The organism is Streptomyces sp. CLCI03, assembly GCF_053615355.1.
In genome coordinates this window covers 2,644,405-2,665,028 of the sequence record NZ_CM132132.1, presented here as the reverse complement: position 1 = coordinate 2,665,028, position 20,624 = coordinate 2,644,405, and the positions used below count along the sequence as shown (strand labels likewise).

Sequence of the window (20,624 nt, the reverse complement as noted above, 5' to 3'; positions counted from 1 at the left end):
GTGCTGAGCAGGTTGCGTTGGCTGACCGCCGGGGAGTCGCACGGACCGGCACTGGTGGCGACGCTGGAGGGTCTTCCCGCCGGCGTCCCGGTCACCACCGAGCTGGTGGCCGACCACCTGGCCCGGCGCCGACTCGGCTATGGCCGCGGTGCCCGCATGAAGTTCGAGCAGGACGAGATCACCTTCCTCGGTGGCGTCCGTCACGGGTTGTCCCAGGGTTCGCCGATCGCGGTCATGATCGGCAACACGGAGTGGCCGAAGTGGGAGACGGTGATGTCGGCCGACCCGGTCGATCCGTCGCTGTTGAAGGAGACCGGTCGTAACGCGGCGCTGACGCGTCCGCGGCCCGGTCACGCGGACCTGGCGGGCATGCAGAAGTACGGCTTCTCCGAGGCCCGGCCGATCCTGGAGCGCGCCAGCGCCCGTGAGACCGCCGCCCGTGTCGCGCTCGGCGCCGTCGCCCGGTCCTTCGTCAAGGAGGTCGCGGGCATCGAGATCGTCTCGCACGTGGTGGAACTGGCCGCGGCCAAGGCCCCGTACGGCGTCTACCCGACCCCCGCCGATGTGGAGCAGTTGGATGCCGACCCGGTGCGTTGCCTCGACGTGGACGCGAGCAAGGCGATGGTGGCGGAGATCGACCAGGCCCACAAGGACGGCGACACCTTGGGGGGAGTGGTGGAGGTGCTGGCGTACGGGGTGCCGGTCGGCCTCGGCTCGCACGTCCACTGGGACCGGCGTCTCGACGCACGTCTGGCCGCTGCGTTGATGGGCATCCAGGCCATCAAGGGCGTCGAGGTCGGGGACGGTTTCGACCTCGCCCGGGTGCCCGGCTCGAAGGCGCACGACGAGATCGTCTCCACTTCGGAGGGGCTCAGGCGGACCTCCGGCCGTTCCGGCGGGACCGAGGGCGGTCTGACCACCGGCGAGCTGCTGCGGGTCCGTGCGGCGATGAAGCCGATCGCGACCGTCCCGAAGGCCCTGGCGACGGTGGACGTGGCGACGGGTGAGGCGGCGGTGGCGCACCACCAGCGTTCCGACGTGTGCGCGGTGCCGGCCGCCGGCATCGTCGCCGAGGCCATGGTCGCCCTGGTGCTGGCCGACGCGGTCGTGGAGAAGTTCGGCGGTGACTCCGTCCCGGAGACCCGTCGTAACGTCCGCTCGTACCTCGACCACCTGCAGATCCGGTGACCGCCGGACCACTGGTCGTCCTCGTCGGACCCATGGGATCCGGCAAGTCCACGGTGGGGGCACTCCTCGCCGAGCGACTCGGCGTCCCCTTTCTCGACACCGACCACGAGGTGGAGCGCCGCACCGGCCGGACCGTCACGGACATCGTCACCACCGACGGCGAGCCGTCCTTCCGCGAGCTGGAACACGAGGCGGTGGCCCGCGCCGCCACCGAACACACCGGCGTGCTCGCCCTCGGCGGCGGCGCGGTCCTGCACGCGGGCACGCGCGCCCTGTTGGCCGCGCTGCCCACGGTCTTCCTCGACGTAGGCGTCGACGAGGCGATGAAGCGCCTCGGTGACGGTGCGGGCCGACCGCTGCTCGCGGACGGTCCGCGGCGGAGCTGGGGGCACCTGATGGCCGACCGACGCGCCCTGTACCTCGGGCTCGCGCGGGTCGTCGTACCGACGGACGACCGCACACCGCACGAGATCGAGCGGGCGGTCACCGAAGCATTGGAGCTGGAGAAGGCATGACCGGGCAGTCAGTGACGCGGATCCGGGTCGGCGCGAGCGCGGCGGCCGAGGCCTACGAGGTCGTGATCGGACGGCGGATCCTGGAGGATCCCGCCGAGCTGCACCGGCTGATCGGGCCGTACGCCCGCCGGGTCGCGCTGATCCACCCCGAGGCGCTGACCGCGGTGGCGGGCCGGCTACGGGCCCAGGCCGAGGAGCTCGGCTGCGAGACGATCACCCTGCGGGTGCCGGACGCCGAGGCGGCGAAGACCGCGCAGGTGGCGGCCGACTGCTGGCAGCGGCTCGGCCGCGCCGGTTTCACCCGCACCGATGTGATCGTCGGCATCGGCGGGGGAGCCACCACCGACCTCGCGGGCTTCGTCGCGGCCAGCTGGCTGCGCGGAGTGCGTTGGATCGCCGTACCGACCACCGTCCTCGCGATGGTGGACGCGGCGGTCGGCGGCAAGACCGGCATCAACACCGCCGAGGGCAAGAACCTGGTGGGCGCCTTCCACCCGCCGGCCGGCGTCCTCTGCGACCTCGCCGCCCTCGACTCGCTGCCCGTCGAGGACCACGTCAGCGGGCTCGCCGAGATCATCAAGGCCGGATTCATCTCCGACCCGGTGATCCTCGACCTGATCGAGGCCGATCCGGCCGGTGCCCGCAGCCCCCGGGGCCCGCATCTGCCCGAGCTGATCCGCCGCTCCGTCCAGGTCAAGGCCGACGTGGTCGCCCGTGACCTCAAGGAGGCCGGACCGCGCGAGGTCCTCAACTACGGCCACACCCTCGCGCACGCCATCGAACGATCCGAGCACTACACCTGGCGCCACGGCGAGGCGGTCTCCGTCGGCATGGTCTTCGCCGCCGAACTCGCCGCTCTGGACGGACGCCTGCCGGTCGAGGAGGTGGCACGCCATCGGGCGGTCCTGACCTCGGTCGGCCTGCCCGTCACCTGTCGCGGCGACCGCTGGCCCGTGCTCCTGGACACGATGCGGGTGGACAAGAAGACCCGCGGCGCCCGGCTCCGCTTCATCGTCCTCGACGCGGTGGGCCGGCCCGCGGTGCTCGCGGACCCCGCCCCCGAGCTGCTCGAAGCCGCGTACGCGCGGATCGCCGCCCCGGCGCCCGAGCCGGAGCCGGGCGGACGGTCGGGCGGACGGTCGGGCGGGCGGTCGGGCGAGCCCCGGCGCGTCCTCGTCCTGAGCGGCCCGAACCTCGGCCGCCTCGGCTCCCGCGAGCCCGGGATCTACGGGACCACCTCGTACGCCGAACTCGCCGAGGCCTGCCGCAGCCTCGGCAAGGAGCTCGGGCTCGACGTCGACGTCCGCCGGAGCGACGACGAGGCCGAGCTGATCCACTGGCTGCACGAGGCCGCCGACCACGCGCTGCCCGTCGTCCTCAACCCGGCGGCCTTCACGCACTACTCCTACGCGGTGCGCGACGCGGTGGCCCAGCGCACGGCCCCGCTGATCGAGGTCCACCTGTCCAACCCGCACGCCCGCGAACCCTTCCGGCACCGGTCGGTCGTCTCCCCGGTCGCGAGCGGCACCATCGCCGGACTGGGCACGGACTCCTACCTGCTGGCCCTACGGTCGCTCGCCGGGCCGGACCCGCGGGCCGGGGCCGAGTCGGCCGCCGCACCGGGCGTGGGAGCGGACCGTTGAGCCGGCGCCCGCGCAGGGCCGCCGTCCTCGGATCGCCCGTCGCCCATTCGCTCTCCCCGGCGCTCCACAGCTGCGCCTACCGGGTGCTCGGCCTCGACCACTGGTCCTACGACCGCCACGAGGTGGACGAGACGGCCCTGCCCGGTTTCCTCGCCCGACTGCGTGACCGGGCGGAGGGCCCCACGTGGGCGGGCCTGTCGTTGACCATGCCGCTCAAGCGGGCCGTGATCCCGCTGCTGGACGAGGTCACCGTGCGCGCCGCCGCCGTGGAGAGCGTCAACACCGTACTGAGGACCCCCGACGGGAGGCTGACCGGCGACAACACCGACATCCCCGGGCTGGTCGCCGCCCTGCGCGAGCGGGGCGTGCACCGGGTGGAGTCCGCCACCGTGCTCGGCGCGGGTGCCACCGCCGCCTCCGCGCTCGCCGCCCTCGCCGAACTCGGCTCCGGACCGGTCACCGTCTGCGTGCGCGGCCCCGAGCGTGCCGCCCGGATGCGTGCGTGGGGAGAGCGCCTCGGGGTGGACGTCCGGACGGTCGCCTGGGAGCGCGCCGGCGCCGCGCTGGCCGCACCCCTGGTCCTGTCGACCACCCCCAAGGGGGCCGCCGACGTCCTCGCCCGCGCCGTCCCGGCCCGGCCCGGGGCCCTCTTCGACGTCGTCTACGACCCGTGGCCCACCCCACTCGCCGCAGCCTGGTCCGCCGCCGGCGGACCGGTTCTCAGCGGCCTGGACCTGCTCGTCCATCAGGCGACCCGACAGGTCGAACTCATGACGGGCCGCGGCCCGGCCCCGCTCGCCCGGATGCGCGCGGTGGGCAGCGCGGCCCTGGCCACCGCCGCGGCGATGTGCTGACCCCGCAGGTCCACCCGGCCCGCCCGCACCACCGCGTACGAACACCGCAGGAGAGGAAGCAGATGAGCGCAGTTCAGTTCGGGATCTTCACGATCGGGGACGTCACCACCGATCCGACGACCGGGCGCAGGCCGACCGAGAACCAGCGGATCAAGATGATGGCCGCGATGGCGGTGAAGGCCGAGGAGGTCGGGCTCGACGTGTTCGCCACCGGCGAGCACCACAATCCGCCCTTCGTGCCCTCGTCACCGCCGACGCTCCTCGCGTACATCGCGGCCCGCACGTCCGAGATCATCCTCTCCACCTCGACCACGCTGATCACGACCAACGACCCGGTGAAGATCGCCGAGGACTACGCGATGCTCCAGCACCTGGCCGACGGGCGGTTGGACCTGATGATGGGCCGGGGCAACACCCCGGCCGTCTACCCCTGGTTCGGTCAGGACCTGCGCCGGGCGATACCGCTCGCGGCCGAGAACTACGAACTGCTCCACACCCTGTGGCGGAAGGAGAACGTCAGCCGGCAGGGCACGTTCCGCACGCCGCTCCAGGGCTTCACCTCCACACCACGCCCGCTGGACGGCGTACCGCCCTTCGTCTGGCACGGCTCGGTCCGCTCCGCCGAGGTCGCGGAGCAGGCCGCCTTCTACGGCGACGGCTTCTTCGTCAACAACATCTTCGCGCCGACCGGCCACTACAAGCAGCTCGTCGAGTTCTACCGCGAGCGGTACGCGCACCACGGCCACGGCACCCCGGAGCAGGCCGTCGTCGGCCTCGGGGGACAGACCTTCCTCAAGGCCCGTTCCCAGGACGCCTTCAAGGGCTTCCGCCCCTACTTCGACCGCTCGCCGGTCTACGGGGGCGGCGCGTCCCTGGAGGAGGTCGCCGAGCGGACCCCGCTGACCGTCGGCAGCCCGCAGCAGGCCATCGACAAGACGCTGGCCTTCCGCGAGATCTACGGCGACTACCACCGTCAGCTCTTCCACGTGGACCACGCGGGGCTCCCGCTGGAGGCGGCGCTCGAACAGATCGAGATCCTCGGCACGGAGGTCGTGCCGGTGCTCCGCAAGGAGATGGAGGCACTGCGCCGCCCGGACGTCCCCGACGCGCCCCGCCACCCCTCGGCCCCGCGTACGTAGGCGCAGGGTCAGGGACCCGGTGGGGTCAGGCGGCCGGGGCGGGCACGGGTTCGTCCTCGTGCGCGGCGGCGGCCGGCAGGCGGGCGACCCGCCACCAGGCGGCCAGCGCCTTGAGGGCCGACCCGGCCGCCAGACCCCACGCGGCGCCCGCCACACCCCACACCGCGTACCCGCCGAGCAGCAGCCCCACGGACAGCAGCGAGAAGACCACCTGCAACGACAGCGTGGCCTTCGGGGCGAGCACCCGCAGGGTCAGCAGCGCGCACGTGCCGAGCCCCATCACCGCGTACTGCGCCCCCGTGGCCGGCAGCAGCGCGGACGCGCCCGCCCAGGTGTCGCCCAGCAGCTCGCGGCCCAGGCGGTCCGGCAGCAGGTACAGGGCCGTGGCCCAGCCCGCGCCGACCGCCGCGAGGACGAGTCCCAGCGCGGCCGTGGCCCGCACCGTGGCCCGCTTGCCGCCGAGCCGGCCGAGGACCGGCGGCCCGAAGGCGTTCGCGGAGTTGAACAGCACGTTCAGCGGCCCGAAGAGCGTGGTCGCACCCCGCAGCGCGCCGACGGCCAGCGGGGTCGCGAACACGCCGAGGCCCAGGACGGCGAGCTGGCTGGAGCCGTTGCCCACCGCGAACTCGACCACGAACCGCTGCCCCAGGTGACCGCGCCGCAGATAGGGCCGCAGGTCGGCCCGGGCGCCGCGCACGTACGGTCGCAGCAGCCACAGCCCCAGGGCCAGCGCCGGCAACGCGGAGAGCCCCCACGCGATCACCAGCCGCCCGGCCGAGGCCCCTTCGGGCTGCAGGGCCAGCGCCGCGACCACGCACACCAGCCGCAGCGCGTCGGCGGCCAGCGCCCGCTCGGGGGCGCGCAGCGCGGAGAAGCAGTACCGCAGCCCGTCCTGGAGGAGCACCAGCGGCAGGACGAGGCCCAGCGCGAGGAAGGCCGTCCCGGTGGCCCCGGGGAGCGCGAGGCCCACCGCCGCGAGCAGGACGCCCACGGCGGCCGACCCGGCGGCCGTGAAGCCCACGGCCGAGCGGCATTCGGCGCCGAGCCCCTCGCCCTTCTCCAGCACCAGGCTCTGGCCGACGTAGGCCATGTTCAGCCCGAGGAGCACGCTGAAGGTCACGTACACCATCGAGAAGTCGGCGAACCCGGACGCGGAGGACAACCGGGCGGCCAGCACCAGCACCAGGATGTTCGTGGCACTGGAGGCCGCCTGGTCCAGGACGGAGGCGACGGCGGCGAGGCCGCGTCGGCTCATCTGCGGCCCATGCGGACGGTGCGCAGCGCGACGGTGTCGGTGCCGTCACCGGGGATGTGCTGTTCGGGCTCGGCCACCTCGTACGGGATCGGCTGGGGCTGCGGCACGGGCTTGCCGGACTTCGCGCCGGTCCCGGGACCCGCGCCGGGGCCGACGGGGGCCGGGCCGCCCTTGCCCTTGCCGCGCTTCTCGCCGGGCAGCGGCGCGTGCAGCACGGCACCGAGCACGGTGCCGCCGGCGCCGCTGATCAGCTCGCGGATCCGGGACAGGTCGGTGCGGTGCACGGCGCGCGGGTCGCAGACGACCAGGACGCCGTCGACGCGGTCGACGAGGGCCAGGGCGTCGGCGTAGGAGAGCACGGGCGGCGCGAGCACGACGACCGTGGAGTTGGGGGAGTCGGCCTCGGAGATCAGCCGGGTGGCACGGGCCGAGGTCAGCGAGCGCGGGACGTTGCGCGCCTGCCCGCCGGGGATGAGGTCGAAGGAACCGGACTCGCCGGCGTCCACGACGAGCTGGCGTCCGTCGGGCCATTCGGTGTCCGAGTGCCGGCCGCCCGAGTTCGGGCTGCCCGGGGTCTGGCTCCAGCGCGGCCGGCCGCCGGCGTCCGTCGGCAGCTGGCTGGCCAGGACCGGGGTGCGCAGGTCGGCCTCGATGAGGAGGACGTCCTTGCCGGTCTCCGCGAAGGAGGCGGCGAGGTTCACGGCCACTGCGGCGGCGGTCTCGCTGCTGCCGCGCGGGGCGACGACGAGCAGTCGGCGCCGGTCGGCGAAGCGGGCGTCGTAGGCGAGGCGGAAGGCCACCGAGCGGTACTCCTCGGCGAGCCGGGGATCGGCCTCACCGGCGGCGAGCAGCGGTCCGCCGCCGGTCCGGTCCCGGGGCAGGTAGCCGAGTACGGGTGCGCGCAGTGCGCGGGCCACATCGCCCTCGGAACGCGGGGCCGGGTCGAAGACCAGACGCACCCAGGCGGCCAGCAGGCCGAGGGCGAGGCCCACGGCCGCGCCGAGCGCGAGCGACATGAGGATGCCGGGCCCGTCGGTGGCGGTGGGCGCGGTCGCCGCGCTGGTGACGCGCCCCGGCGTCATGTCCAGGGCCTCAAGCTTGGTGATCTTGGTGTTGTAGCCGCCGACCTCGCTCTGCAGGTCGGTCTTGGAGGAGCTGGCGGCGTCACGGCCGGCGCCGGCCGGCATCCGGGCGATCTCCTTCGACAGCTCGTCGAGCTGCTTGGCGATCGGGTCGCGCTGCTCCTTGTACCCCTTGACCATCTTGTCGCGGGTGGCGTCGAGGGCCTCCTGCCGCTTGGTCAGGTAGGCCTCGGTCATCGTGTTGGCGCGCTTGGCGGCTTCCTTGGCGGAGTCCGCCGTGTACGTGAAGCGCAGCACCATGGTCTGCGGCGGGTTCGTGACCTGCAGCCCGCTGCGCAGGGCGGCGAAGCCGGACGCGCCCACGCCGAGCTTCTTCGCCGCCTCGTTGGCTATGGAGGAGCTGAGCGCGACCTGGCGCTCCGAGCCGATGTTGATCGCCTTGTCCGGGGCGAGGCTCGGGTTGAACGGGTCGTCGGTGGGCGCGCGCAGGACGACGTCGGCGGTCGCGACATAGGTGTCGGCCGTGGAGATGCCGAGGTAGACGCCGCCCAGCAGACCGATCCCGATGCCCGCGCCGATGAGCCTGCGGTAGCGCAGGAGCTGCCGGAACTGATCTCTGAGGAGATCGGGTTCGTCGTCGACCGGTGCCGCTGCAGGGCGGTTCGTCTCGATCACGGCCGGGGTCCCCCAAGTGCTTCGTCCATCAGTGCGTCGATACGGGCCAGGCCCGCCTCACGGCTCAGATGCGCCGCCACGTGGCGGGGTCCGGCCGCTCCCAGTGCGTCCGCGCCTTCCGGGTCCTCGGCCAGGGCCCGTACGGCCTTCAGCAGTGCCTCGGGGTCCTCGGGGGGTACGAGTACCCCCGCGCCCGAGCGTTCCACCTCCTGGGCGGTACCGCCCTCCGCCGCCACGGAGGCGACGACGGGCCGACCGGTCTGGAAGTAGGAGGTCAGCTTCGACGGGACGCTCATGTCCAGCACGGCGGCGTGCTGAGTGACCGCGAGAACGTCCGCCGCCGCGAGGATATCCGGGAACTCGCCGTCAGCGGCAGGGGGGATGATGTCCAGATTCGGCACATCCGCCGCAAGATCGGACAGAGCCGACCGCTGACTGCCGTCGCCCATCAGGACGAAACGGACGCTCGGATCCAGCCGGGCGGCGCCCACGAGGACTTCCAGGCCCTGCTTGAGGCCCATGTTCCCCGAGTGCAGGACGACGGTCTCGCCCGGGGCCCAGCCGAGGTGGTGGCGGGTCTCCCCGCGCGGCTTGGTGGGCGCGGGCACGTGCGACCAGTTGGGGACGAGACGGATCCGGTCCGGGTCCACACCCATGCCGACGACCCGGTCCACGAAGGTCTCGTGGATGACGCCGACGAGGGTGGCGCGCTTGAGGGCGTACGCCTCGGCGCGGCCGGCGATCGCGGCGGCCTTGTCGCCGCCGCTGATCCCGCTCTGCGCGGCGGCGGCGCCCATCAGGTCCTGGACGACCGGGACATAGGGGACCTTCCACCGTGCCGCGAGCCGGGCGGCGAGCACGCCGCCGGCGAGGCTGGGCATCTGGGCGAGGACCGCGTCGGGCTTCGGCATCCGGGGCGGGGCCACGGCGCCGTGCAGCAGAATCGATCCTTCGAAGAGGGCGCGCTTCACGGCGGTCTGGCGCGGCGGCACGGTGTGCGCACGCCGGTGCACGGTCACCCCGGCGCGCTGTTCCGTGCGCTGGAACGCCCCCTTGTACTCGGGTTCGAGCGACCACGCCGGGTAGTGCGGCATGCCCGCCAGGACGTGTGTCTCGTGACCGAGATCCGCCCAGTGCTCCGCGATCTGGGTGGCGTACGGGCCGATCCCCGCGTGCTCCGGAGCGTAATTGGTGGAAACCAGCAGCATGCGCCGCTGACCGGATCTGGACACCGTGCGACCCCTCTTCCCCTGGATGATGCGCACGTCACCCTATTCGTTCACCCGCGTGGTGCGGAACGTGCACGCTATTGTCTGCTAATCCGCTACACCGGGGGGTGTGGCTGCTGGGGGTAAAAGATGACGGAGCACGACATGTCCGACCTTGCTGTGCCTGCGCGCAGGCCGTATCGAGTCGGCTATGCGCCCGGCGCCTACGACCTGTTCCACATCGGGCATCTCAACATCCTTCGCCATGCCCGGAGCCAGTGCGACTACCTGGTCGCCGGAGTGGTCTCGGACGAGATGGCCGAGCTCGCCAAGGGGCGCCGCCCGATGATCCCGCTCGTCGAGCGGCTGGAGATCGTCCGCAGCGTCAAGTACGTCGACGCGGCCTTCGTCGAGACGGTTCCCGACAAGGTGGAGACCTGGAAGCAGGTCCGCTTCGACGTCATCTTCAAGGGCGACGACTGGCGCGGCACGCCCAAGGGCGACCGGCTGGAGAAGGACTTCGCCGCCCACGGCGTCGACGTCGTGTACTTCCCCTACACCGTGCACACGTCCAGCACCCAGCTGCGCCGGGCACTGGACGCGCTCGCGGAACCGGCCCAGGCCCCGGGCCAGGTCACCGGCGAACGGCGCTGAGCTCCCGGAACCACTTCGCGAGGAACGCCAGCAGGAACAGCGCGGCGACCACGCCCAGTCCCGTGTACGCCCAGACGAACAGCTTCCCACCGCCGAGCAGCAGGAACACCAGGCAGAACACCCCGTAGTCCACGGGCAGCAGGGCCACAGCGCGCGCGGTCGACGGCGCGGCCGCCGCGCTGCCGGGGGCCGGCTTCGGCTTGAGCTTCTCGGTCAGCAGACCGCCGAAGAAGGTCACCACCGCGGCGAACTGGAAGCCCAGCGGCACCAGTAGCCAGCCGTCCGAGCCCGTCCCGTACGCCTCGGGGAAGCGGTAGAAGGCGATCAGCACACACGAGTGCAGGGCGGTGAGCTTGGCCGCGTCCACCACGTGGTCGAGCCATTCACCGGCCGCGCTCCCCCCGCCGCGCAACCGCGCCAGCTGCCCGTCGGCGGAGTCGAAGGCGAAACCGACGGCCAGGGCGGCCCACACCGCGATCCCCAGCCCCCACGAGGGGGCGGCCAGCGCCACCGCGGCCACGGCGGCGAAGCTGAAGGCGGCACTGATCAGCGTCACCTGGTTCGGGGTGAGCCCCAGCGCGTACGAACCGGCGGCCAGATACCGCCCGGCGGGCCGGTTGACGAACCGGGAGTAGAGCGACACCCCCTTCGCCGACTTCTGCGCCCCGCGCAGTTCCTGCAGCGCGGTCGTGACTCTGCCCATACGGGGACCCCCTCCGAGATGATGTCGAACACATCATCGCAGTACGAACAGGGGAGCCGGTTCCGGATGTCGGATACGTCCGGAACCAGCGGCACCCGCCGGGCCGTCGCTCAGCTCGCCCCCTCAGCTCACCACCCTCAGCAGCAGCACCGACCGCGCCGGGACCGTCAGGGTCCGCCCGCCGCGGTGCCGGGTGCGGGGAGGATCGGACTGGGCCTCCAGGGAGGTGTCCAGGACGACCTCGTACTCCTCGGCCCACGGAGCCTCCGGCAGGACCCAGGCCACCGGCCGGTCCCCGGCGTGCAGCAGCGCGAGGAAGCTGTCGTCCGTCACCTGCCGGCCCCGCTCGTCACGACCGGGGATGTCCCGCCCCGACAGGTACATCCCCAGCGCGGCGGCCGGCGCGTACCAGTCCCGCTCCGTCATCTCCGTTCCCGCGGCGGTGAACCAGGCCAGGTCCCGCAGCCCGTCGGCGCCCTGCGAGCGCCCGGAGAAGAACGCCCGCCGGCGCAGCACCGGATGGGCGTGGCGCAGCGCGATCAACCGGGAGGCCAGGGAGAAGAGCGACTGCCAGGCCGGATCCTCCAGCAGCGACCAGTCCACCCAGCCCGTCTCGTTGTCCTGGCAGTACGCGTTGTTGTTGCCGTCCTGCGTCCGCCCGAACTCGTCCCCGGCCACCAGCATCGGCACCCCCGTGGACAGCAACAGGGTGGTCAGCAGGTTGCGCAGCTGACGGCGGCGCAACACACCGATCCGGGGATCGTCGCTCTCGCCCTCCGCCCCGCAGTTCCACGACCGGTTGTCATTGGTCCCGTCCCGGTTCGCCTCCCCGTTGCCCTCGTTGTGCTTGCGCTCATAGGTGACCAGGTCGCGCAGGGTGAAACCGTCGTGAGCGGTCACGAAGTTCACCGAGGCGTACGGCCGCCGCCCGCCCCACGCGTACAGGTCGCTCGACCCCGACAGCCGGTAGCCGAGATCCCGTACGTCGGGCAGCGCGCCCCGCCAGAAGTCCCGTACGGCATCCCGGTAGCGGTCGTTCCACTCCGTCCACAGCGGCGGGAACGCCCCCACCTGGTAGCCGCCCGAGCCCACGTCCCACGGTTCGGCGATGAGTTTCACCCGCCGCAGCACCGGGTCCTGGGCGATCACCGCGAGGAACGGCGACAGCATGTCCACGTCGTGCATCGACCGGGCCAGCGCCGCCGCCAGGTCGAAGCGGAAGCCGTCCACCCCCATCTCCGTGACCCAGTACCGCAGCGAGTCCGTGATCAGCCGCAGCACGTGCGGGCGCCCCGCGTGCAGGGTGTTCCCGCAGCCCGTGTAGTCGGAGTACCGCCGCTGGTCGGACTGGAGCCGGTAGTAGCCCCGGTTGTCGATCCCGCGCAGCGACAGCGTGGGACCCAGCTCGCTCGCCTCCGCCGTGTGGTTGTAGACCACGTCGAGGATGACCTCGATGCCGGCCGCGTGCAGGGCCCGGACCATCCGCTTGAACTCCCCCACCTGCTGCCCGGCCGTACCGCTCGCCGAGTACCCGGCGTGCGGGGCGAAGTAGCCGATCGAGTTGTAGCCCCAGTAGTTGCGCAGCCCGCGGCGCAGCAGATGGTCCTCGTGCGCGAACTGGTGCACCGGCAGCAGCTCGACCGCCGTCACGCCCAGTTTCGTCAGGTGCTCGATCGCCGCCGGATGGGCCAGACCCGCGTACGTGCCGCGCAGTTCCTCGGGGACACCCGGATGGCGCATCGTGAAGCCGCGCACGTGCAGCTCGTAGATCACCGAATCGGCCCAGGGGGTCTTCGGCCGGACGTCGTCCGCCCAGTCGTCGTCATCGTGGACGACCACGCCCTTGGGGACGAACGGCGCGGAGTCCCGGTCGTCGCGCACGGTGTCCGCGATGTACTGCTGCGGCCAGTCCCGGACGTGCGCGTACACCTCCGGGGGCAGCGTGAAGTCCCCGTCCACGGCCCGCGCGTACGGGTCCAGGAGCAGCTTCGCCGGGTTGTAGCGGGCGCCCGTCCAAGGATCCCAGCGGCCGTGCACCCGGAACCCGTACCGCTGCCCGGGGCGTACGCCCGGCACGAACCCGTGCCAGATCTCGTGCGTGTGCTCCGTCAGGGTGCACCGGGTCTCGCCGCCGGCCTCGTCGAACAGACACACCTCCACGGCCTCCGCGCCCTGCGCCCACAGGGCGAAATTGGTGCCCGCGGTCCCGTCCGGACCGTGATGGAACCGGGCCCCCAACGGATGCGAGGACCCCGGCCACACCGGTGCCCCCGGGCGCGCGTGCACCCGGACCACCTGGCCCCTGACCTGGCCGTTCGGCCGCTCCTTCAGTCGGCCGTCGATCTGCGGTACGGGCACGGCTGCGCCGCTCCGCACCGCTTTCGCGGCATTGCTGACGGCTTCCACCGCCTCCTGCTCGGCTGCGCTCGACACTGCCCGCCTCCACGGCTCCTGGGTACCGGCGGGGGTAGGGGAGAGTGCGGCCCCGGCGTCCCGGCCTGGGCCCGCCCCCGTCTGGTCCTTCACACTGTTCTGCCCGGAGAGATCTGCCCGGAACGTGGCCCGCGCTCACGTTTCCCCCGCAGCGCCCGGTCGTTGGAGGGATCGTGACACTTCTGACGAGGCGGGCAGGGGCGGGCTTGGCCGCCGTGGCGGCATGGGCGGGCCTGCTCGGCGGCCTGTCCGGATGCACCCAGGACGGCAAGGCCCCGGTGGAGATCCAGCTGCCCGGCAAACCCCGCTCGCCGGACGAGGCCATCCGTATCACCCCCGACGACAACGCCAAGGGGGTCCCCGCGGACGGGCGGTTGTCGGTCACCGTGCCCGAGGGCCGGCTGGAGCGGGTCGTCGTCACCAAGGTGGAGGACGCGCAGCAGGAACAGGTCCCCGGATCCATCGCCGAGGACGGGCTCAGCTGGAGCCCCGACCCCGCGTCCGCACGGCTCGCGCTCGCCGCCAAGTACACCGTGGACGCCGTCGCCCTCGACGGACACGAGCGCCGGCAGGCCCGCCACACCACCTTCACCACCTTCGTTCCCGAGGAGCGGTTCATCGGCTACTTCAAGCCCGAGAACCGCTCGACCGTCGGCACCGGGATGATCGTCTCCTTCCGGTTCAGCCAGGCGATCGAGCGCCGCGCCGAAGTGGAGCGGGCCATTTCCGTCACCTCCGACCCGGGTGTGCAGGTCGTCGGCCACTGGTTCGGGCGGGAGCGGCTCGACTTCCGGCCCAAGGAGTACTGGAAGCCCGGCACCAAGGTCACCGTGAAGATGGACCTGCGCGACATCGAGGGCGCGCCCGGCGTGTACGGCATCCAGGACAAGACCGTCGGCTTCACCGTCGGCCGCTCCCAGATCTCCACCGTGGACGCGGCCGCGCACACCATGGAGGTCCGCCGGGGCGGGCAGCTGGTGTCGACCGTCCCGATCAGCGCCGGGGCACCCAAGACCACCACCTACAACGGGAAGATGGTGGTGATGGAGATGTTCGACGTCACCCGCATGAACGGCCAGACCGTCGGCTTCGGCGGCGAGTACGACATCCCCGACGTCCCGCACGCCATGCGCCTCACCGCCTCCGGGACCTTCCTGCACGGGAACTACTGGTCCAGCCCGGACACCTTCGGCACGACCAACCAGAGCCACGGCTGCGTGGGCCTGCGCGACGACAAGGGCGGCGGCTCCGACACCCCGGCCGGCTGGTTCTTCGACCGGACCCTCGTCGGGGACGTGGTCGAGGTCGTGAACTCGCAGGACAAGACGGTCGCCCCCGACAACGGGCTGGGCGGCTGGAACATGTCCTGGGCGGACTGGGTCGCCGGTTCCGCCATCGCCTGAGCACCGGTGACCCGGCCACGCCCGGGAGAGTGATCGCCGTGATCGAAATGCCGTAGCGCGGAGTGTCCCCGCCGCGCCCCGCCGAAGCCTGCCCCCAGCCTGTCCATGCAGATCAGGGCACCAGGCAACGGACGGAGCGTCATGTCAGCCAGAAACTGGACCCTCGGGCTCGCGATCGGAGCCGTACTGGCCTCCGCCGCGCCCGCGGCCTTCGCGGCGGGGCCCGGTGGCGACCGCCCGGCCGCGGTCGCCAGAGCCCCGCTTCCCGGGGGACTGGGGCCCTGCGTGCCGGGCGACTGCCCCGATCCGTTCCCGCCCGTCGGCAGCGACGGCGTCCCGCAGGGCCGGGACAACGCCGTCAACATCTTCGCGGGCGGCGACTTCCGGGTCCGGGGCCGGGCCTCCGAGGCCGAGGGCAGGCTCGTCGTCCTCGGCGACTTCGACCAGGACAAGCAGGCGGGCGGGGACAGCCGCTACAACGTCGGCATCGTCGGAGCCGGATCGAGGGTGCCCCCGCCCGTCGGCGCCGACTTCCTCACCACCGGCGGCTCGGTCACCGTCGCGACGGGCGAGCGCCTGCTCGCCGACGGCGGTGTGGTCCGCCACGCGGGCACCCGCACCGGCACGGTCACGGGCCGCACGGTCCGGGACCCGGCCGCCGCCACCCCGTACGCGGGCCTGCGCGACCGGCTCAGCGCCGCCAGCCAGTGCTACGCGCGGGTCGACGGGCAGCCCCGCCCGGCCACCGGCACGGCCGTCAACGGCGGCTTCGAGACCGTGTTCACCGGCGACGGCGGCTCCGAGCTCCAGGTCTTCAACATCGACGCGAACCTGGTCGGCAACGGGGGCGGTCAGCAGGGCATCCGGTTCGCCCGCATCCCGGCCGGGGCCACCGTGCTGGTGAACGTCCTGGGTGCCGCGCGCACGATCAACACCTACAGCGGCGGCATCGCGGACACCGACCCGCTCAACGCCTACCGCGACCGGCTCCTGTGGAACTTCCCGGACGCCACCACCGTGAACCTGACCGGTGGCGGCCAGTTCCAGGGCAGCTTCCTCATCGGGCAGCAGTCCTCGCAGACGGTCGTCACCCTGCCCGGCATCAACGGGCGTTTCTTCACCACCGGATCCGTCACCCACGGCAGCAGTACGACCGGGGGCGGCGGACAGGAGTTCCACGCCTATCCCTTCAACGGCGACCTCCCCGAATGCGGCGGCGACCCGGTACCGGTGACGGGATCGGTCTCGGTCCTCAAACGGGACGCGGAGACCGGCGCCGCGCTCCGAGGGGCGCAGTTCGAGCTGTGGCGCGAGACGAACGGCACGGCCGGCCTGCAGGAGACCGCTCCGGGCGCCGACACCCTCGTCGCCGAGTGCACCACCCCGGCCTCCGGCATCTGCGAGCGGACCACCGAGCCCGGTACGTACTACTGGCGCGAGACCGGGGCGCCGCTCGGCTACGACCTGCCGGCCGACCGGGTCCACGCGCTGACCCTCACGGCCGGGAACGCGCAGGCCGGAGTCCGGGTCGAGGCCGCCAACCGGCGCACCCCCGAGCCGCCGGACGCCGTCCGGGTCGTGCTGCGCAAGACCGACCGGGCCACCGGTCTGCCGCTGGCCGGCGCGCAGTTCGAGCTGTGGCAGGAGAGCAACGGCCGCACCGGCCTCCAGACCGACGCACCCGCCGACACCCGCCTCGACGGGGTCTGCGTGACGGATGCCCGGGGCACCTGCACGGTGGAGCTGCCGGTCGGCCGGACGTACTACTGGCGGGAGACCGCCGTCCCGGCCGGGTACGAGCTCCCCGCCGACCCGGTCACCCGGTTCGACCCGGACCGCGACGACGTGGCGGACGGCATCGTCGTCGCCGTCGCCAACACCCCGGTGAACGAGGAGTACGAAGGCTCGATCCGGGTCGTCAAGCAGGACGCGAGGACCGGGCGCCCGCTGCCCGGCGCGGACTTCGAGGTGTGGCAGGAGACCAACAACACCCCGGGCCTGCAGACGCGCGGCATCAACGCCGACCGCCTCGCCGCCCCGAGGTGCACCACCGACCGGGCCGGTCTGTGCACCTTCGGCCCGCTCGCCGAGGGCTGGTACTACCTGGTCGAGACCGCGGTGCCGCCCGGCTACGCGCTGCCGGCCGACCGGGTCACGGGCCCGCTGCGCCTGGACATCGGCACCCCGGACCGGCGCGTCGAGATCACGGTGCGGAACAAGCCCGTCGACCACGGCAAGGACGAGCACGGGAAGGACAAGCCGAAGCACCCCAAGCACCCCAAGGGTGACCACGGCAAGGACAAGCCGAAGCACCCGAAGCACCCCAAGGCAGACCACGGCAAGGGGAAGCCCCAGCAGTCGAAGGCCGACCACGGGAAGGGCAAGCCGAAGCATCCCAAGGCCGACCACGGGAAGGGCAAGCCCAAGCACCCGAAGGGCTCTGAGCGCCCCCGGCACCCGAAGCAGTCCAAGCAAGGGAAGGGCCCCCGGGCCTGACCCCTCGGCGGCCGCCCCGCACATCGGCCGGAACACCCGTCGTCCCCGGTCACGGGGGCGGCCGCCGCACCGCCGCTCCGGGTAGTTGGGACGGAACGGTGACAAGACCGTGGCTCATTGTGATCCCTCGCTGTGATTACCTGTCGACAAGCGCGCGACAGTCCGCGCGCGGGGGACATGGGGAGAACACGAGTGAACCTGCAGCCGATACGCGGCCGTGCCCGCACCGGCCTGCCGGCCCTTCTGCTGGGGGCGGCCCTGCTGTTCACCACCGCGTGCAGTGGTGGCGGCGGTAACAGCGGCGGCAGCGGTGGCGACAACGCCGGGGGTGGCGGCAAGACCGGTACCGAAGCCTCCAAGGCGGTCGTCAGCGTCAAGCCCGACGACGGGGCCAAGGAGGTCGCGACCAGCGGCGTCCTGAAGATAACGAGCACGGGCGGCAAGCTCAGCACGGTGACCGTGGCGGACACCAAGGGCAACGCCGTCGAGGGCAAGCTCGCCGCCGACGGCGCGACCTGGGAGCCGGCCCGCCACCTGGCCTCCGCCACCGAGTACAAGGTGCACGCGGTCGCCAAGGACGAGGCCGGCCGGGAGTCGGCCAAGGACACCACCTTCACCACCCTGACCCCGACGAACACCTTCGTGGGCCACTACACGCCCGAGGACGGCGCCACCGTCGGCGTGGGCATGCCGGTCTCGATCAACTTCACCCGGGGGATCACCAACCCCGAGGCCGTCGAGAAGGCCATCACCGTCACGGCCGAGCCGCCCGTCCAGGTCGAGGGCCACTGGTTCGGAAACGACCGCATCGACTTCCGTCCCGAGAACTACTGGGCCGCGGGCACCAAGGTCACCGTGAAGCTCGCCCTCGACGGCGTCGAGGGTCGTCCCGGCGTCTACGGCAAGCAGACCCGTACGGTCACCTTCACCATCGGCCGCTCGCAGGTCTCGACCGTCGACGCGAGCGAGAAGCAGATGCAGGTCGTCCGTGACGGCCAGGTCCTGAAGAACGTCCCGATCACCGCGGGCGCCCCGTCGACGACCACCTACAACGGTCAGATGGTCATCAGCGAGAAGTACGAGGTGACCCGGATGAACGGGGCGACCGTCGGCTTCGGCGGCGAGTACGACATCGCCGACGTCCCCCACGCCATGCGCCTGTCGAACTCCGGCACCTTCGTCCACGGCAACTACTGGGCCTCCTCCGGCACCTTCGGTTCGGCGAACGTCAGCCACGGCTGTGTGGGCCTGCGCGACCAGCGCGGCGGCGGCGACCCGGACGCCCCGGCGGCCTGGTTCTTCAACGAATCGCTGATCGGTGACGTGGTCGTCGTGAAGAACTCGAAGGACAAGCAGATCGCCCCCGACAACGGCCTGAACGGTTGGAACATGCCGTGGGCGGAGTGGATCAAGTAGCCACGTCGCGGACGTCCCGCACGAAGCGAAAGTAGTCCGGGTGGCCCGGTGCTGTGACCCACAGCACCGGGCCACTTCACGTTAACCGGCGCTAACCTGGCCCCTATGACCCTCTCTCTCGAAGTCTCCGAAGGCGTCGGCACCATCCGTCTGGACCGGCCGCCCATGAACGCCCTGGACGTCGCCACCCAGGACCGGTTGCGCGAGCTCGCGGTGGAGGCGACCGACCGGGCCGACGTCCGCGCGGTCATCATCTACGGCGGCGAGAAGGTGTTCGCGGCCGGCGCGGACATCAAGGAGATGCAGACGATGGACCACGCGGCGATGGTCGCCCGGTCCCGCGCGCTCCAGGACGCCTTCACCGCCGTCGCCCGCATCCCCAAGCCCGTCGTCGCGGCCATCACCGGCTACGCGCTGGGCGGCGGGTGCGAACTCGCGCTGTGCGCCGACTACCGGATCGCCGCGGACAACGCGAAGCTCGGCCAGCCCGAGATCCTGCTCGGCCTGATCCCGGGCGCGGGCGGCACCCAGCGGCTGTCCCGTCTGATCGGACCGTCCAAGGCCAAGGACCTGATCTTCACCGGGCGCATGGTCAAGGCCGACGAGGCGCTGACCCTCGGCCTGGTCGACCGGGTGGTGCCCGCCGCCGAGGTGTACGAGCAGGCGCACGCCTGGGCCGCGAAGCTGGCGCAGGGTCCGGCGATCGCGCTGCGCGCCGCCAAGGAGTGCGTGGACGCGGGCCTGGAGGCCGACATCGACACCGGCCTGACCATCGAACGCAACTGGTTCGCGGGCCTGTTCGCCACCGAGGACCGCGAGCGCGGCATGCGCAGCTTCGTCGAAGAGGGCCCCGGCAAGGCGAAGTTCGTCTGAGTCGCGTCCTCGGCCGCGGACCCCGGTCCTCCCTGTGGGTGGATTAGCCAGGCCTTAAGGCAGCCTTAAGAAGAATCGGTGATCCACTGACTGTGATCACTTCCGTGCGGCGCGTCACCGCAGGTGAGGCTGTGCGCCAAGGCCTTCCGATTGCCTCCCGCATATGACAGAACACCCCCTTGGAGTTGTTGAATCCGGGGGGTGTTTTCCTGTGGAACGGCCCGGGAGGACGGGTCGGCCCTCCATGATGGGTGCATGGCGGGCCTGGAGGGTGTGGAACAGCCGCGGCAGCGCGGCGGCGCTTCGGCGGTACGGCTCACGGCGGCCGTTGAGGACGAACAAGGCCTCAAGGCGCTGGAGTTGTACGGAAATCCGGCCGAGGGCGAAGTGACGCTGCCGTCCATGCCGGAGTCCGCGAGCACCGCGCGCCGACTCACCCAGTGCGTGGTGGTCCGCCTCTGGGGTCTCTCCCCGCAGATCGCCGAACACGCCGTCCTGCTGGTCTCGGAGCTCGTCGGCAACGCGGTCCGGCACACCGGGGCCCGTTCCTTCGGCTTACGCATGCTGAGACGTCGGGGCTGGATCCGGGTGGAGGTGCGCGACCCCTCGCGGGGGTTGCCCTGCCTGATGCCGGTCCATGAGCTGGACACCACCGGTCGGGGCCTCTTCCTCGTCGACAAGCTGTCCGACCGCTGGGGTGCGGACCTGCTGCCGCGCGGGAAGATCACCTGGTTCGAGATGCGGGTCGCCGACCGTCAGAACCCCTGAGGCCCCGGAGTGTCCGAAGCCCTGGAACGCCTGAAGCCCCCGTGCGCCGAGTGGGGCGGTTCGGGGGCTTCGTGGGTGCGCCGAGGATCGAAGGGGGTGTGATCCTCGGCGTGGCGACTTCGCTCGGGTCAATGGGAAGTCGTGGTTCCGACTATGGCAGACGAGGGCCCGAACGCCAAAAGTCCCTACTTGGACATAAGTGGGCAAATCGTAAGACTTTCTAGCTAAATCCTAGGTGAGGTGGGCCACCTACCTCGCAATCTACGAATAAGTATCGACTGCTCTGTGTAAATCGTTGATCACATAGCGACCCGACCGC

The 20,624-nt window shown here is 72.1% G+C and carries 16 protein-coding genes and 1 pseudogene; 12 read left to right on the top strand and 5 right to left on the bottom strand.

Going from position 1 to position 20,624, the window contains the following annotated elements:
* Positions 1 to 3: 3 nt before the first annotated feature.
* From aroC to ACWG52_RS11925, 6 genes and pseudogenes are all read left to right on the top strand, one after another.
* The gene (gene aroC / locus ACWG52_RS11950; protein WP_390138224.1) at positions 4 to 1,188 is read left to right on the top strand and encodes a chorismate synthase; all 1,185 of its coding nucleotides are present in this window, start codon (positions 4 to 6) and stop codon (positions 1,186 to 1,188) included.
* Entirely contained in the window at positions 1,185 to 1,703 is a 519-nt protein-coding gene (locus ACWG52_RS11945) for a shikimate kinase (RefSeq protein WP_390138103.1), read from the top strand. Before aroC ends, ACWG52_RS11945 begins: the two co-directional genes overlap by 4 nt.
* Positions 1,700 to 2,800 (top strand): annotated as a pseudogene (gene aroB, locus ACWG52_RS11940) (3-dehydroquinate synthase); the annotation flags it as partial. The gene ACWG52_RS11945 and the pseudogene aroB, both read left to right, overlap by 4 nt.
* Entirely contained in the window at positions 2,792 to 3,346 is a 555-nt protein-coding gene (gene aroQ / locus ACWG52_RS11935) for a type II 3-dehydroquinate dehydratase (RefSeq protein ID WP_453129061.1), read from the top strand. The pseudogene aroB and the gene aroQ, both read left to right, overlap by 9 nt.
* On the top strand, positions 3,343 to 4,200 hold the full coding sequence (locus ACWG52_RS11930; RefSeq protein ID WP_390138105.1) for a shikimate dehydrogenase: 858 nt from the start codon (positions 3,343 to 3,345) through the stop codon (positions 4,198 to 4,200). Before aroQ ends, ACWG52_RS11930 begins: the two co-directional genes overlap by 4 nt.
* 62 nt (positions 4,201 to 4,262) lie before the next feature.
* On the top strand, positions 4,263 to 5,339 hold the full coding sequence (locus ACWG52_RS11925; protein WP_390138107.1) for a CE1758 family FMN-dependent luciferase-like monooxygenase: 1,077 nt from the start codon (positions 4,263 to 4,265) through the stop codon (positions 5,337 to 5,339).
* A 25-nt stretch (positions 5,340 to 5,364) separates the two neighbouring features.
* Here the strand turns inward: ACWG52_RS11925 and ACWG52_RS11920 are convergent, their stop codons facing one another.
* The 3 genes from ACWG52_RS11920 to ACWG52_RS11910 are packed head-to-tail and all read right to left on the bottom strand — an operon-like array spanning position 5,365 to position 9,559.
* On the bottom strand, positions 5,365 to 6,594 hold the full coding sequence (locus tag ACWG52_RS11920) for an MATE family efflux transporter (protein ID WP_390166316.1): 1,230 nt from the start codon (positions 6,592 to 6,594) through the stop codon (positions 5,365 to 5,367).
* Positions 6,591 to 8,351: a lipopolysaccharide biosynthesis protein gene (locus ACWG52_RS11915; protein ID WP_390138111.1), complete on the bottom strand. Its 1,761-nt coding sequence runs from the start codon at positions 8,349 to 8,351 to the stop codon at positions 6,591 to 6,593. Before ACWG52_RS11915 ends, ACWG52_RS11920 begins: the two co-directional genes overlap by 4 nt.
* Positions 8,348 to 9,559, bottom strand: a complete 1,212-nt coding sequence (locus tag ACWG52_RS11910) for a glycosyltransferase family 4 protein (RefSeq protein ID WP_390138229.1) — start codon at positions 9,557 to 9,559, stop codon at positions 8,348 to 8,350. Before ACWG52_RS11910 ends, ACWG52_RS11915 begins: the two co-directional genes overlap by 4 nt.
* 150 nt (positions 9,560 to 9,709) lie before the next feature.
* Between ACWG52_RS11910 and ACWG52_RS11905 the strand changes: the two genes are divergently transcribed.
* Complete coding sequence (locus ACWG52_RS11905; RefSeq protein ID WP_030725282.1) at positions 9,710 to 10,213, top strand: adenylyltransferase/cytidyltransferase family protein; 504 nt, start codon at positions 9,710 to 9,712, stop codon at positions 10,211 to 10,213.
* On the opposite strand, the gene ACWG52_RS11900 is transcribed toward ACWG52_RS11905, so the two are convergent.
* Positions 10,194 to 10,916: a CDP-alcohol phosphatidyltransferase family protein gene (locus ACWG52_RS11900; RefSeq protein WP_371588481.1), complete on the bottom strand. Its 723-nt coding sequence runs from the start codon at positions 10,914 to 10,916 to the stop codon at positions 10,194 to 10,196. The two genes, ACWG52_RS11905 and ACWG52_RS11900, sit on opposite strands and share 20 nt — an antisense overlap.
* Positions 10,917 to 11,039: 123 nt before the next feature.
* Positions 11,040 to 13,349 carry a glycogen debranching protein GlgX gene (gene glgX, locus ACWG52_RS11895; protein ID WP_390138115.1) on the bottom strand — a complete coding sequence of 770 codons (2,310 nt, stop codon included), beginning with the start codon at positions 13,347 to 13,349 and terminating at the stop codon, positions 11,040 to 11,042.
* 182 nt (positions 13,350 to 13,531) lie between these two features.
* Here glgX and ACWG52_RS11890 point away from each other — a divergent pair, with 182 nt between their 5' ends.
* The 5 genes from ACWG52_RS11890 (at position 13,532) to ACWG52_RS11870 (ending at position 20,305) form a co-directional block, all read left to right on the top strand.
* Positions 13,532 to 14,752, top strand: coding sequence for a L,D-transpeptidase (locus ACWG52_RS11890; RefSeq protein WP_389806129.1), 1,221 nt, complete (start codon positions 13,532 to 13,534; stop codon positions 14,750 to 14,752).
* 141 nt (positions 14,753 to 14,893) lie between these two features.
* The gene (locus ACWG52_RS11885) at positions 14,894 to 17,248 is read left to right on the top strand and encodes a choice-of-anchor A family protein (RefSeq protein ID WP_453128650.1); all 2,355 of its coding nucleotides are present in this window, start codon (positions 14,894 to 14,896) and stop codon (positions 17,246 to 17,248) included.
* Positions 17,249 to 17,440: 192 nt separating this feature from the next.
* A complete protein-coding gene (locus ACWG52_RS11880; protein ID WP_389805457.1) occupies positions 17,441 to 18,664 on the top strand; it encodes a L,D-transpeptidase in 1,224 nt (407 codons plus the stop codon).
* A 105-nt stretch (positions 18,665 to 18,769) separates the two neighbouring features.
* Positions 18,770 to 19,537: an enoyl-CoA hydratase/isomerase family protein gene (locus ACWG52_RS11875; protein ID WP_390138119.1), complete on the top strand. Its 768-nt coding sequence runs from the start codon at positions 18,770 to 18,772 to the stop codon at positions 19,535 to 19,537.
* A 255-nt stretch (positions 19,538 to 19,792) separates the two neighbouring features.
* Positions 19,793 to 20,305: an ATP-binding protein gene (locus tag ACWG52_RS11870; protein WP_390138121.1), complete on the top strand. Its 513-nt coding sequence runs from the start codon at positions 19,793 to 19,795 to the stop codon at positions 20,303 to 20,305.
* Positions 20,306 to 20,624 lie beyond the last annotated feature (319 nt).